Annotated in this window: 6 protein-coding genes and 1 other RNA gene; 3 read left to right on the top strand and 4 right to left on the bottom strand. The window is 32.5% G+C overall.

Going from position 1 to position 15,420, the window contains the following annotated elements:
* The first annotated feature begins 579 nt into the window (after positions 1-579).
* Positions 580-676, top strand: an RNA gene (gene ffs / locus GIY03_RS03165) — signal recognition particle sRNA small type.
* Positions 677-2,970: 2,294 nt separating this feature from the next.
* Here the strand turns inward: ffs and degQ are convergent.
* Complete coding sequence (gene degQ, locus GIY03_RS03160; RefSeq protein ID WP_457913668.1) at positions 2,971-4,344, bottom strand: serine endoprotease DegQ; 1,374 nt, start codon at positions 4,342-4,344, stop codon at positions 2,971-2,973.
* 191 nt (positions 4,345-4,535) lie between these two features.
* Positions 4,536-4,931 carry a ZapG family protein gene (locus GIY03_RS03155; protein WP_457913667.1) on the bottom strand — a complete coding sequence of 132 codons (396 nt, stop codon included), beginning with the start codon at positions 4,929-4,931 and terminating at the stop codon, positions 4,536-4,538.
* Between the two features lie 1,889 nt (positions 4,932-6,820).
* On the opposite strand from GIY03_RS03155, the gene rplM reads away from it, so the two are divergent.
* Together rplM and rpsI are read left to right on the top strand one after the other, a co-directional pair.
* Positions 6,821-7,249, top strand: a complete 429-nt coding sequence (gene rplM, locus GIY03_RS03150) for a 50S ribosomal protein L13 (protein WP_457913666.1) — start codon at positions 6,821-6,823, stop codon at positions 7,247-7,249.
* 15 nt (positions 7,250-7,264) lie between these two features.
* Positions 7,265-7,657 carry a 30S ribosomal protein S9 gene (gene rpsI / locus GIY03_RS03145; RefSeq protein WP_457913665.1) on the top strand — a complete coding sequence of 131 codons (393 nt, stop codon included), beginning with the start codon at positions 7,265-7,267 and terminating at the stop codon, positions 7,655-7,657.
* 4,520 nt (positions 7,658-12,177) lie between these two features.
* Here rpsI and GIY03_RS03140 read toward each other — a convergent pair.
* Together GIY03_RS03140 and GIY03_RS03135 are read right to left on the bottom strand one after the other, a co-directional pair.
* On the bottom strand, positions 12,178-13,035 hold the full coding sequence (locus GIY03_RS03140) for a metal ABC transporter permease (protein ID WP_457913988.1): 858 nt from the start codon (positions 13,033-13,035) through the stop codon (positions 12,178-12,180).
* Positions 13,032-13,745, bottom strand: coding sequence for a metal ABC transporter ATP-binding protein (locus tag GIY03_RS03135; protein WP_457913987.1), 714 nt, complete (start codon positions 13,743-13,745; stop codon positions 13,032-13,034). The genes GIY03_RS03140 and GIY03_RS03135 overlap by 4 nt, the downstream gene beginning before the upstream one ends.
* Positions 13,746-15,420: the final 1,675 nt, after the last annotated feature.

The following is a 15,420-nucleotide window of genomic DNA, read 5'->3' as shown; positions in this document are numbered from 1 at the left end:
TGTTTTAAAAACTCTTTACTTATTAATATATACTAGTAATGATTCGTTACGTTCCTAATCTTTGAAAATTAAAAATATAAATGGCACATTAATAATGATACTATATAGAGATAAATATTATTTTCTGTGTATTCGCATATCTAGACGGCTATAACACTGTAAGAACTAGAATAATTTTATTTCTTTAAGAAATATTCGCTTTTTAAAATAACGTCATATACTATCAGATTTATTGATGTCAACTAAATATCAAATATGAGCATCACGGATACACCTTCTAGCATATACTGTAATATATCACTGATTTGACATTTTATCTTCAGTGGTGTTATCAGATTGGAGTGCTTTATTATCAGTAGAGTGATCTCACTATAACATGGTGAGTAAGATATAGATCGTGTTTTGAAAAAAATCAGTATAGATAGAGTGTATACATTTTATGCATATAAAATATTATTTATCGATTATATTCTAAAGGATCAAAGTAAACACTAGGCATCAGTTCTAATAAACTGGCTATATAAGTACTATTATTCATGATCATGGTAATTTAATACAAAAATCTATTAATGGGGGCCTTATTAGTTCTCCTGCAATACTAACTTGTGGACTCGGTCAGATTCGGAAGGAAGCAGCCGCAGCAAGTAACGTATGTGCCAGGATGTGGCAAACAGGGCCTCCACCTATTTGAGATATTTACCCATATCTGAAGTGATTAAAGGCTTATAAATTATCGTTTGTATGCCATGAATGCATATAAAGTGATTGCCTTTAGTGTCAGAGAGTTACTCTGAATTTCATGAAATATTTTACTAATTCTTATTATTATTTTTATAATCATCAAGAAAGAATTGTGACACGCAATTCCTAAGATTATAACAATGTATATTAATTATTATCGATAAAAGAATAATAAAATTCCTCTGTGCTATAAATGGCTATTGTCAGAAGAAGGGCAATTAGTATCTCATATAAGTGAGTTCTGAAGCATCTGCAGGTAATAAGAACTTCTAATCTCGTTGTTAATATTTTTTGTCTTTATACAAATTTATATATCTGTATCTTATTAAGCGCTGCATTGTACCTATTTACATACTCTATTGATAGAGTGAGAATTTTTTATAACTCATTTAGTATCTAGTAATTAATAGATATTTTATAAAAAAATCAGATAGTTAGCAGTTACTTCTTGCCTATAAGCATAATTTATCATCAATATGATTTACTGAGTACTTGTAAATTCGCTACTAGGGTGCATTTGGGTTTGTTACTAGGGTACGTTGAATTAAGTTTTTAGAATGTATCTGATTTCTTGGATTGTATACTTGATAGTAGTGCTTATAATGAATTTTAAAAAGATAGTATAACTAGATAATAAAGCGGTGTGCCTGAAAGTTATTAACTACTCATTTCGTATGTGATTCTGTCCTAAAGATTTTTATAGTTATTTGGTTAGTGTTTATACCAGAGTGCTCGAGCTTTCGCTCCATGAATATAATATTGATTAAGAAAAGTTTTCTTTTTTTGCAATCTACGTTCAAAGGTTAATGCTGTAAGCATTACCTGTTATAGCGTTTTAAAGAAATACGGTTTTTAAAACAATTAATTTAGTGTATTAGTATAGTTTACATTCAGAATGAAGTAGATAAGCGGGCGGAGAGCTATTCGGAAAAATTAAGATGTTTAAAATAACTGAAAATATATTGAATAGAAATATTGCAGATTGATAACTATCATTGAGGTGATAAGTATCACAACTTTCAGAATCATATGCTTAATATTGTAAATATTACCTTGTAATATAATCCGCATAATGTTACCAACAATATCAATAGTATATGTTGTGCTTGTTTGAGGTGATTGCTGTACAGCACACTTATTAGAATCTAAATTATAGTAATAAATCTAAACTTTTGTGTCCTAGTTTTATACAGACTGAGTTTAAATATAATAAATATATAGAATATAATATATAAGAATCAACGAAATAACTGCTAATTTATTATATACTGAAATATTGAGTAAAAATAAAGTACTGTCTCTATAGTATTTTCTAAAATTTATCAAAAAATTATCATATTAGATTAATAATAATTTTATTTAATGCTTGATTGACTAGTTTACGATGCATGTCCATCTGATGATTAGGTAGACATCCTGCATTCAAAAAATACTTCAACAGGAATTGCAGTAATACTTTTAATCTATTTGATTTAATCTGTTATTTTTACTGTCAAGTCTACAGCCTGCGTGTTTAAATTGATAAAAATATTTTTGGATTAAAATCACTCTTACTTTTAAGCTATCTAAAGTATTATAAGTGATAATAATATTTTATGAAAATTTCGTACCCTCAATTAAACATATGGTATAAAATTATTATTTTACTGTCTACTTTTCACCATATATAACTTAGTGATTTCGAATAAGTTACTACTATTTTAGTAGTCATTTGTGCTCGACATAGTGTAGCTGAAGTGTTGTAACATCGAATGCTTGATGTTTTGTTGTAAATTCAGGTATTATCGTCAATTAATATATGTATTGAATGTACGAGATCTCTTATATGTCTTGGCGTCTACAAAACTTTTAGTAAATCAATTTATTTCTCCTGTTATTTATTAATCATGAGTGATGAAATATTTGTATGTGATCACCATAAAATTGAGTCTAAGACAGCATGTCATCTATTATGCTGTGTAAGTGATGATTGTAAATATTGATTTTTGCGTACGCTTACACATGAGTTGTCTCTCTGGATTACTGGTCTTACGTTGCCAATGTTCTTAAGACTTTCTGTATTTAAATTATGAAAGAAAGAATTTAGCATAGACAACGTAACCAAAACACTAACATAAAAGACGAATTATGATATGGCACAATAGCTTGTAGCATAAGAGTTAATGATAATATTCACAGTATTATATAGGAGTGAATAGCGTTCTATGTGTTATTAACCTCTTTAAGATATTAACGCAGTAGTAAATAAATGTGTTCTTTACCTCGTATAATATTGAGCGCTATAATTAATGGCTTGGTCTCTAGAATCTTACGCAGCATAAGAATATCTTCTATACGCTCACGGTTAACACCAATAATTACGTCGCCTTTTTTTAGGCCGATTCGCGCCGCTATTGAATCTTGCTCGACGCTCTCTACCCTGATGCCATGCTCGCCGCTCGGTAATGTACTGTTTTTTAGAGAAACACCTAATAGTACCGGTGAAAGTGTGCCAGCATTTGTTGAAGAGCTGTCGCTATTATCTAGAGTGACTAGAATTTCCTGCGATTTTCCATCTCGTAGTAGGCCAATTCTTATTTTTTTTCCAGGTGCAGTTGTGCCGACTTTAGCGCGTAATTCAGCAAAACTATTAATTAATTTACCGTCAATGGCAATAAGTATATCGCCAGCTTTAATGCCGGCCTTAGCAGCAGCAGATTTTGGTAGTACTTCACTAACAAAGGCACCACGTTGTGCAGCAGTATTAAAGGCAGCAGCAATATCAGGTGTCATTTCGTTACCTTTAATACCTAAAATACCACGTTTTACTTGACCAAATGTTATTAATTGTTGGCTAAGGTTTTGTACCATGTTACTTGGAATAGCAAAGCCAATACCGATATTTCCACCACTCGGTGCTAAAATAGCAGTATTAATACCTATTAATTCTCCATTCAGGTTGACTAATGCGCCACCGGAATTGCCACGGTTTATTGAGGCATCCGTTTGGATAAAGTTCTCTAAGCCTTCTAAATTAAGACCACTACGTCCTAGCGCTGAGATGATTCCAGAAGTTGCGGTCTGACCTAAGCCAAATGGGTTTCCGATAGCCACGGCAAAGTCTCCGACTCGTAATTGATCAGAGTCTGCTATTTTAATTATAGTTAAATTTTTTGCTTCGCTAAGTTGCAGCAGGGCAATATCGGATTGCTCATCACGACCCACCAATTTAGCGTCCATCTCACGTCCGTCATTTAGCTGTATATGGATTTTATCTGCATTATTGATAACGTGATTATTCGTTAACACGTAGCCTTTGTTAGCATTAATAATTACACCTGAACCTAATCCTTCAAATGGACGAAAACTAGGTTGTTGACCGGGAAAATTAAAGCCAAAAAAGTGCTTCAGTTGTTCAGGTAACTGCTGTTGGTACTGCACTTGCGTACCCTCAACATGTACACTGACTACAGCAGGTAATACTTTTTCTAGCATAGGTGCTAGGCTTGGAATGGTTTGTCCCTGAACAACAATTGGTATTGCTGCATTCGCCATCGATAAGGAATTGAGTATGATGTCAAGAATTATAACGAACGCACTAAACATTAATGATTTTTTTTTCATTGATAAAAGTCCCCTCAATACTTGCCGATAACATCTAAATAATACAACTGCCGCTCATCATCGCGGTGCGACATCTAACACTAGAATTTCCAGTAATTATTGTGCAATTTTATTGTAATTCTAATAAAAAGACTATTAAGTAACAGATGAAACTTATAATTAATTGTGGCTAATTTGAGTGTTAATCATCATTAAGTAATTTTTTTTCCATATAACAGATCCGATGAACCTTCTGAGTAGTCACGAGGTATTTCTACCGACAATTTATTCTTGTCGCTTTCAGTTTCTCTTAATTGATAGCAAGATGAGTGTTTTTGGTTTGGAAAGTCGATTGGCCATCCATTAGAGCGCTTTTCCATATGTTGATATAATTTTCGATAATCTTGCGCTATGCTATCGAGAAACTCAACGCTGTATGCAAAATGATCGAGTAGTTCTTTGTGATATTTGCCTAGCTCGGTTTTTTTATTATCCAAGTCGCGCTGTAAAACATGTTGATGACGTAGTTTACGATAGCGAAAACGCATCACTATCGTACTCATAATAATACCGACTACTAAACCAATTAATGTATATTCCCAGGTCATAATGACTCCTATTTGTCAATATGTTCAGAAGCAATGTTTTATTTAATAAGATTTATTATACTCTTTAACTTTATCTGAGTATAATCCTCGTGAATTTTTCCTTATTTTTATAGGTAATTGCATACCACTTCCGATTTGCTATCGAAAATCACGTGAAATAGAGAGAAACTCTAAAAAATATTAGCTACATAATTACTAATGCTAAAGTAGTTTTTAACCTATGTTGGCGAAACGATAAGAAGGGTTTATTTAAATATTTCATATGTTGATAAAGGTATAACTATTGTTAGCCTATTGAATCATTTATCATTAGTTTTTATAATTTTAATGTTAAATATACGTTATACTTAATACGTATAGTAATAGTATAATATTTTTATAGTGGTAGTAAATAATGGTTTATCTTATCTGCATTCAACCCTTTCGCTTGTTGTAAGAACGTATATTGTTCTAAGAACACCAATGATTTTACAATCTGCAAATTATAGTAAAGTAATACTAGTTTTGCTTAGAATAATTCATTTAAATAAGAGTGAAAACTTTATAAGCATAAAAATCATGCTAATTAAAAGACAGATAGTAAAATTTTAGTTCTTTTATTGTAGGTATGAACATAGAAGACATCGTATCATATAAAGCTCTTTTTATGTCTAAAAGATAACTATTTAGTATGAGTAATAAAACTTAATGCCTGGATGAAGCATCTTTGTATTTACATATTAACGAATATTATATACTCATAGGCTGAAGAGTGTAGCGAGGAAATTATAATTATATTGGTGTAATATTTTAGAAAAAATTAGTAACAAATTGACTAGATAATTTAGCTATCTATGTAAGTTATTGTTGAGTTAAGTAATCAGGAATGGATTTCTTCGATACCTCTGTAGCACGAAAGCATGACTTTATTGAGCAGTTAGAGCGAAAATTGTCTAATTATATTATGTAAAACCACATTACAATAGTCTGCTAACGTAATAGATATATAGAAATTGCAAAAATTTACGAGGAGCATAGAAAACTAGCCTATCTTCTTTATTAATAGCGTTATGCAATACAAGTAAGAGAAGCATAAGGATGAATTCTTGTTATGTAAAAATTTTATGAGATCAATATTAAAGGGTAAATAATAGAGATTATGTTAATTCGAATAGCATACAATGCTTACTCACAAAACATGATTAGCTCAGTAATTATCGTGTATAATTTACATAACAGTGAAAGATAGTAGTGCTATTTACTATAGAATAGACTGCTATATCTTACAACTAAGTAATTAATGCTGCTTGAATGTATTTAATAAATCCATGAAAACATTGTATATATTCGAAACATTATTATGTTTTAAAGAAATACTACTACAAATAATTAATATATAATTTATAAATTTTAAAATTTTACTTAAAGTGAAGCGGTTATAATATTGAGATTGTTGAAATTTGATTATGCAGAATATCTGCTATATCTATAAGAAGGGGTAGATCTAGATGTAGGTATTGAGCTACTAAATCTAGCATACATATTTCAATAAGCGATTACATTTAGTTTTTTTCGATATTTTAGCGTATTTAACATATTTTGAAGTAGCTGTGTGCTGCAGTGTCGCATTACTTAGGTGTGATATAAGTAATACGACATTTTAAAAGCAAGTTCATAATACTAGAGAGTACAGATAACTTTTTAAAAATTTCTCGCTCTTTTTGATTAATTTTTATATAATCTTATCGCTCCGTATGATAGGAAATTTCCCGTAACTTATACGTTATAGTTTTAGCTATAGCTATTTTAGAAATAGGTTTGATGGATTGATAACGTCATGTGAGTCTCAGGTTGTTTTTAAGCGTTTAGGTATTTACTAACGCGTAACTAATTTATGGGTACGCTTGCTAATGAAAACTTTTACAGCTAAACCAGGTAAGATAAAAAACGACTGGTATGTTGTTGATGCAGAGGGTAAAATTTTAGGTCGTCTGGCTACTGAACTTGCTCGCCGCCTGCGCGGTAAGCATAAAGCAGAGTATACTCCGCACGTAGATACTGGAGATTACATTATTGTTTTAAATGCAAGTAAAATTTTTGTAACTGGTAAAAAGCGTGTAGGAAAACTATATTACCGGTATACTGGTTATATAGGTGGTATCAAGCAAGCGACTTTTGCAGAAATGCTTGTTCGCCATCCTGAGCGTGTGATTGAGAGCTCAGTTCAAGGCATGCTTCCAAAGGGTCCGCTGGGTCGCGCTATGTTCCGTAAACTAAAAGTTTACGCGGGTACTCAGCATAAGCATGCAGCACAGCAACCACAAGTTCTGCATATTTAATTGGGATTAATAGCAATGATTGAAAATCAATACTACGGCACTGGTCGTCGAAAAAGCTCTTCAGCTCGTGTGTTCATGAAGCCTGGAAGTGGTAACATTGTTATCAATCAGCGCAGCCTAGAGCAGTATTTCGGTCGGGAAACTGCACGTATGGTAGTACATCAACCACTGAAACTCGTTAACATGACCGATAAACTAGATCTATATATCACTGTTAGAGGTGGAGGTATTTCTGGTCAGGCTGGAGCGATTCGTCATGGCATTACTCGGGCATTGATGGAGTATGACGACACTCTTCGTCCTTCACTTCGTAGGGCTGGCTTTGTTACTCGTGATGCACGTCAGGTTGAACGTAAAAAAGTAGGCTTACGTAAAGCGCGTCGACGTAGACAATTCTCTAAGCGTTAATTCTTACGCCTTTAACAGTATTAGGTATATAAATACCAGCACAGAAACTGTACTGGTATTTACGTTACAATAAACCTGTTTACTACAATTTTGTAACATAAATATTAAAAATAAAATTATCGTCTAATTCTTATAACAAATTAAGAGTCTAGTAAATTTTGTACTTTTAAACCTTGCATGCGTTTGTTATGGAGATGTTTTTAGATTAATTGATTTCAGAGATTTTGGTATATGTTGCCAGAAATTAAGGAGAGGCGGGCCATTTCGCGGTATCTTTTAGATAATTGAAAGGTTTCGTTACGATCAAAGAAAACAAACGTTTGGTGATGATACTTGTTCCTTAAGCCAAATTTATAGCGTACTCATAAAGTGTGCATTGCACTTGCAAAGAAAGGCAATGGTATTGAGCGTAAGCTAGTTGAATTGAATAATTTACCACAAGACTTTAGAGCTTTCATCCATATTAAACGCTTCTGATGTTTGTTGATTTTGAGTAAACATTACATGACTTGCATGTCATTAAGGAATATTTTATGCTTCCTATACCATCATGTATGCCAGTTTATTTAATTTTTCAAGGTAAAAGTCAGCTAGTGATACTACGTTTTTAATAAAACTAATGCTCGTTAATGCATGATATTAAGGAAAGTAATACTAAGGAATCACAATCTGCACGTTGCTAATTGCGTGAAGAATTTTTAATTATATCCGGAATTTTTCGTTAACATAGCTTTATTTATGAATAAAGCGTTTAACCTAGTAGGTTGCCATTGAGCAACTCTGTGATAGCAGTTGTTGCAGTCTAGTGTTAAAAAACTAAGCGATGCTGGCTGTAAGGAGCTTAAGGGTTATGTGTATCACGTGTTCTAATGTGATAGATTTTGTAATTTTAACTACTAGCTGAGCGAAACTGTATTGATACTTAACATAATATTATTCTCAAAAAATAGTAATAAAATTACAAATTAATTAGGAATTAACACTGAGTATAGAGGCTGTTTTAACGATAAAAATTTATAGGCAAGGTTTCTTCATTCTAACCAGTTTGTTCTGATTATTAAGAAAACACGAGTAAATAAGTTAATATATGTGTTGCATGAAACATTATCAATATGTCATATACATCCTCTAAATCATCCTGCGCTGTCCATATCCATTATGCTCCATATCCTGTAAGTGGTTAGTTTGATAATCGATGTACGTCACATTTGACGGTGAATATTGTATATCCTGGTATTCAGGTACCTTGAATTTTTCCATCATAACAAAATAGCTTAAAACATTACACTGTATGTAGTAAACAATTTAGCATTGGGTAATCAAAAATTTTACTTTAACGCACGTTTTGTTTTGTGACATCTACCGTGAGATTTGTGCGCCGATGGAAACTGTACTGGAATTCTATGCGAATAAGAGCGCTGTAGATAGTCTATTAGAACTATAGTTTTGCCTAAGAAAAAAGAATCCTTGAGAATATTGTTCGTCAATTTATTCGTCGGAGGGTGTAATTTTGCTAGTCAAGCAGAAACAATAAAAATCTAGCGATCATTGTAAGCTATCGCTGTCTATTCTATAGACTTATTGCTACGCTGTGTATAGTTAGCGAATAGATTGAGGAAAATAAATAACTAGTGTATCCAATACTGCGACGATTTTGTCGTTACGGAAGCAGCTAGTTTTCTGTATGGAGTATCGCGATGTTTAACTTTCAAACGTTTTTTGTATAGTCGAGGAAGTCGTGTAATAAACTTAACATGTTGCGATTGTAAGAAATTGGGTGTTATTGTGATACGAGGAACCATTTAAAATACTTTTCCGCATGAGTATAATTTATCTCATAACTATAAAAATTGAATATTCTACTAGAAATAGGAAGAGGAGAGTAACTTGAACACTGATATTTGTAGCGATCACAATAATAAATATATAATGTAAGAACACTGTTATGCAATTGACTGAGATCTTAACGTAGGCGTGTTACTAGAAATCTTTACTTTTTAAGAAGACTCTTTTGTATAAGAGAGTCCGTGAATGCCTCGAGTATCATTAAGTAAGGTTTACAATAACGCCTGGGTTAATGTCATTGATCTGTAGATAATATAATAGCAACATTTTAGGTGTTTAATGAATGAACTACCGTTAACTATATGGGTTTCTGTTAAATAGTAATGCATAGTAGGATATCTGATATTTTAGTATACTTTATATCTGTATCGTAATAATAGTGGTTACAGAGAACTCTCGAGTATACCGAAGATATACTATATAAATACACAATATATTTTTATAAATTTTCGAAATGCTGAAAATGTGGTAGGCTAGAATAAAGAACCTATACTATTAGTGAATAGTATCTATCTGACAAAGAAGAATGCTGATACGTCATTAGATAGCAATTAGAAAATTTGGTATGGCATCGGTTCATGATAACCATACGTATCATAAATGCTTTATCAGCATATATGCTAGTCATATTATAATATTAAGCGTATCATAATGGAGTAATACAATAGTCAGAGAGGTATACTGATATATCTCTTACTGAATATTAAGGAGAAGATTTATTAATTTCCAGAACAGTATATGAATGACGTACGAGGTGGAGGTGAGTTAGAAATTAAATTAAAGATAATTTTGATTATAAAAGTATAGGCTATTTATATACTAGATTAGTAAGAGATTTTTGACAGTGGATAAATGTAGAACAGTCATGTCTAATCCGTATTATCTGAATTAAGTGTTATTTTTAATATACCCTATAGTTGCGGTGTACAATCGTTATACTTTATCGATAGTAACCGTCTAAAATTCTAGTGGTAGTATTTCTATTACTAACAGTGCTATATTGATGACTATCAATTCAGGAGATTGAAATTACTTCTTAAGTAATTATCTAATTAACAAAGTAGTCACTTATGTATTGTTAATGCATATATAAAAAAGCAACGGTGATCAAAATATTAAAATTTCTAAAATTTTTACGCATAATGCGCGGTTGAATAAGACATGTTAGGTTTGGTGAAAGAATGTGATTCTTCAGATCTAGAGGAATAAGTATTCGGTATGTTTTGTAGTGTTGAGCTTTATTCGTTTTAAATCAAAGGATGGAGTAAAATCACTATTACTGGACTTGTCATGTAATGGGTAAGTGCTGTAGATAGTTAGAAGATTTATAGTGGATTTTCCGGTATAGCGTTTTGTAGAAATCCAGAAAAATGTTTATTCGTTATAAACACCGGTAGGGCTATAGAATTATTATATCATTCAAACTACAGGATAACACAATAGATTTAGAGTATTAATTTAATAGCGAGATTTTAAAGTAATATCAATAAAACAGCTGCCGTTCATATTATAGCAGTTTTCTATAGCGTAATCGGTAGAATCAATCTCTTCTCCTGGCAGAAAAGAATAGTTCTCATCAAGAGAATTCGTATGATAATATGTCATATTTTATAGTCAGGACAGTTATTCTGTAAAAGAGAAGAATATAATAACTAAGATCTTTTTTATAAAATTGGAAAATATAAACACTATTATCACAAGATACGATCAATCATCATGTCCTTTTTCGACTTAATAGAGTTTATAACAATAAAGTTGCAATATGCTATTTACCTTTTATACCACTGAGCGTAATCAGTCTCACTACATACTGTTTAATATAAATAGGAAATTATATTTACATATAGATCGTTGCTAGATAGTCTATGCTAGACTGTACCTGTAGATCTACTTTTAAATTCTGATTTTGTTTTATTGTTACTGCTTTTTTGAATGCACTGCGGATTAGTATATATTTATAAAACAGGCAGTAATCCTTATTTGCTTAATTTATTGCATCACGCTCGCTATATTTTAAAAATTAACTACAGTCTTATTAGACAACTAAAAACAAGAGAACGTGATTTATGTTATCGCTAAAGTAAGGAGATCTTAGCGCTAATTAAATAGTAGCTGGGTTTTCCTTAACACGACCAATAGTTAGATGCACTTCTGCTGGTTTATTGTTTTGGATTTTTGGGAATACTTCGTGTTTATTAAAAATATCAATTAACATCTTCTCAGCTTGGAGATAAATAGCGTGTTTTCTATTTTAATCGTACTGTGTTTTATTGTTTCATATGATTTAATCTGTCATGGCTAATTATTTTTATAAGCGTTCATAATATATTTGTAATATGTCAACCCTTTAGACAGAGTGGTTAACCGACTTAATAATTTGCAGTGTTAATTTAGCGATTACGTTACCTTATGTGCTTTATCTGAAAACATATATCACATGATTCTATCATGATAATGTGTTCTTTGGTATAGCTTTAAAAGCATATATTGTCGCTGTACCTCATAACCTCTGAACTTTTAAAAGGCTTCCGTTGACTTGTTTGATAATATTATTTAGGATAATGGAGCTGCTAGCAGCACAGCAGATCTTTTTTACTATGAATCAGTAAAATAAAAGAGTCGTGACTATTAGTAGTAATAAGTGAATATTTATGCCTTTTCTATAAAAATCACTATTAATGACGCACGTAGAAGCAGCATCCTCCATATGTTCCGAATAAAATTGAAATCACAAAAATTATGCTAGCGCTCAGTATGATCGCTGGACCAGCAGGCACTATAGCATAATATGACCATTCCAGTCCAATTAAGCTAGACAGCATACTAATCCCCATTGCTACTACCAGAATGTATTGTAAGTTACATGTCCAGCAACGTGCACTAGCCGCTGGCAAAATCATCAGGCCTACTGACATCAAAGTACCTAGGACTTGAAAACCAGCCACTAGATTTAGCACTACTAGTGCTAGAAATAGTCCATGTATTATCGCTAGCCAATGAGGTGAACTAACTCGTAGGAACGTCGCATCAAAAGCTTCAATAACGAATGCGCGATATAATATTGACAATGTTAGTAATGAAAGACTAGCTATTGTACCAATCATAAGAATAGCATGAGTATCTACTGATAAAGTGGAACCAAATAACATATGCAGCAGATCAATGCTGGAACCGCGTAGTGATACTAGCGTCACACCTAACGCGAGAGATCCAAGGTATAATCCAGCAAAGCTAGCGTCTTCCTGTAATGGTGTACGTCGGCTAACTAACCCAGATAACATAGCGACCGCTAGCCCCGCGATAAATCCACCAATTCCCATTGCCACTAACGACATACCGGAAATTAAATAGCCAATCGCCGCACCAGGCAATACTGCATGGGAGAGTGCATCGCCAACAAGACTCATACGTCGTAGCAATAAAAAAACCCCTAGTGGTGTGATACTAAGCGATAGTGCTAGACAAGCCATAAGTGCACGACGTATAACGCCAACGGACATAAAGGGATCAAAAAATAGTGATATTAGTGTCATGGTGCGATCGCTATTTGGCATGCAGGTTGATTGGTAGTATGCAACGTCTGAATATGCTCTAAAACCTGATGAGTATCTCCCCATTTATAGTACTGTTGAGTTAATAGTAGTACCTGTGGGAAATGATTAGTTACCATTGACATATCATGTAGTACAGTAATCAAAGTTCGTCCTTTCTGGTGCAGTTGTTTGATCACCTGCAATAATAGTGCAGTAGTCGTTCTATCGATGCCAGAAAAAGGTTCGTCTAGCAAAATTAATGGGGCTTGCTGTACTAATAGGCGTGCAAATAATACTCGTTGTAACTGGCCACTAGAGAGCTCGCCTACGGGGCGATTGGTCATAGCGGTCATACCTACACACTCTAAGGCTTGGATTATGTGTTGTAATGCATGTCTACTTAACCCGCCGAAAATACCATTCTTTTTCCAATTTCCCATGGCGACTAAATCGCTAACTAAGATTGGGAATTGACGATCGAATTCTGTTTGTTGTGCTAAATAGGCAATATGTGGTAAATCGTTAGTGTTGAAATGCAAACTACCACCTTGGAGTTTCTGCAACCCCGCCAGAGTCTTCAGCAATGTAGATTTTCCTGCGCCATTCACGCCAATAACCGCCGTGAGAGAACCAGTAATAAAATGGCCACTTAAAGGTGGGAAAAGTGCTATACGGCCATAGCCAATCTTAGCCTGTTTTAGGGTAATCATGGTAACGATACCGCCCAATGAATCCCGAGCCACAATAAGACTAATAGTATAATGGAAATCCCGCAGCGTAGTACTGCAGATGCGGTAAATAAGGTGTTTAATGATGATGCAGTATAATATAGAGATATTGATGTTAGTTTCATAACTAATGTAAAGAAGGACAATATGTATGATGTGATAATATTACATCATATATGCTATGTTAGCTCAAGCCTTCTTCTAATAATAATGTCGCAGAATTTAGTTATTCAGAATAAGCTTCGTACGTAGTGAAAAACATTACTCAGTGATATAAATGATCAAAATAGCTTGGTTATTTTAATATTTCTATGGTAAGCAGTTAAGGTATCTGCGTTTCTAAATAGAATATTATTATTAATGATAAGAGTTATGACGAGGTGAAACAGATAGTTCCTGAAGAACGCTTATTAGTTAGTAACCCAACTAAGATAGAAGAGATACAACACATATGATTTTGATATAAAAACTTTATTTAGTATAACTTTACTTGCGTAAACAAGTAAACTAGCCAAAATCACTACAATGCTGTAAGCGTTCATTTAAATATTCTATCCGTATTATCCTGATTCTTTTGAGGCTGCGGTTTAGTAGTGTCTTGATTACTTATAGCCACTTCATATATAACTATTATACTGCACGAGGGTAATCAGTATTTTACAAAATGCTATCTTCTTTGTTATTTTAGTATTTATAATGTTAGGAGGTTGTGTAAATTAGGCAGTCGTGTGAATCAAGGAAAATAGTACTATAATTATTTATTGTTGTTCTGCCTTATGTATCATGTATTTTTTATGATAATTAAGCAAATCTTTACTGAGTATGCCTGAATAAAGACATAACAAGATAGTGCTGCTATGATGACCTTGCTTGTTACGCTTATACATTCAAAAGTCTTTTTATAACTGATACGCTATGACTTTGATTAGATTCAAAAATCGTGTTTTCTTTTTTTGTGTATACATTTTATATGGTATTGTATCGCACTAACAATCTAGTTTACTAAATTAGATAAACATGCTCTGTATGAAGTATACAGAGTAGCTGCAGAAAATATCAAATATACAAAATCGTTTATTTAAACGCTTCAGAGAACTCGGTGGTCACTAGCTTGGTATTTTATAGTAATTAAGTATACTGGTTGTACGGTAAGTGATATATGTGTTAGTTTACTTTTCACTTTGTTCGCTGATAGATATGATTTTGTCCAGTTGATACTACGCATAACTAATATGCAGTTTGCAGTGAAAAAAGGAACACAGTGTATATTAATTACAGATTTATGTATTCTGTAATTATAGTGTGATTATACTTTTAGATATATTAGATAGATATTTAATGATATGAAACTTTCATTCTTTAGTATCGAATTTTAGTGATCATTTGTGAAGGTTCCATGCAGTTTTGTTAATGTGTTCTATTAGAAATGGTTAATGAATCGTCGACATATCTTTCGAATAGTAAAAACTCGTTATAGTATTTATTTCATCGATATAAAACTTTTTTATTTGTTGTTTCGTATGAAAAGGACAGACAATTATACTCTATGTGCATCACTAGCAAACAGTCATTACTAGTGTTGATAGCAATCATCTGTTTTTATTGAGAAATATGTGTATCTTTTATTATCTAATTAACGTCTCATATCGTAATAAAT

This window comes from Candidatus Gillettellia adelgis (assembly GCA_020541285.1).
GTDB classification, from domain to species: Bacteria; Pseudomonadota; Gammaproteobacteria; order Enterobacterales; family Enterobacteriaceae; genus Gillettellia; species Gillettellia adelgis.
The sequence above is the reverse complement of the archived record's forward strand: the minus strand, read 5'-3'. Positions and strand labels throughout refer to the sequence as shown.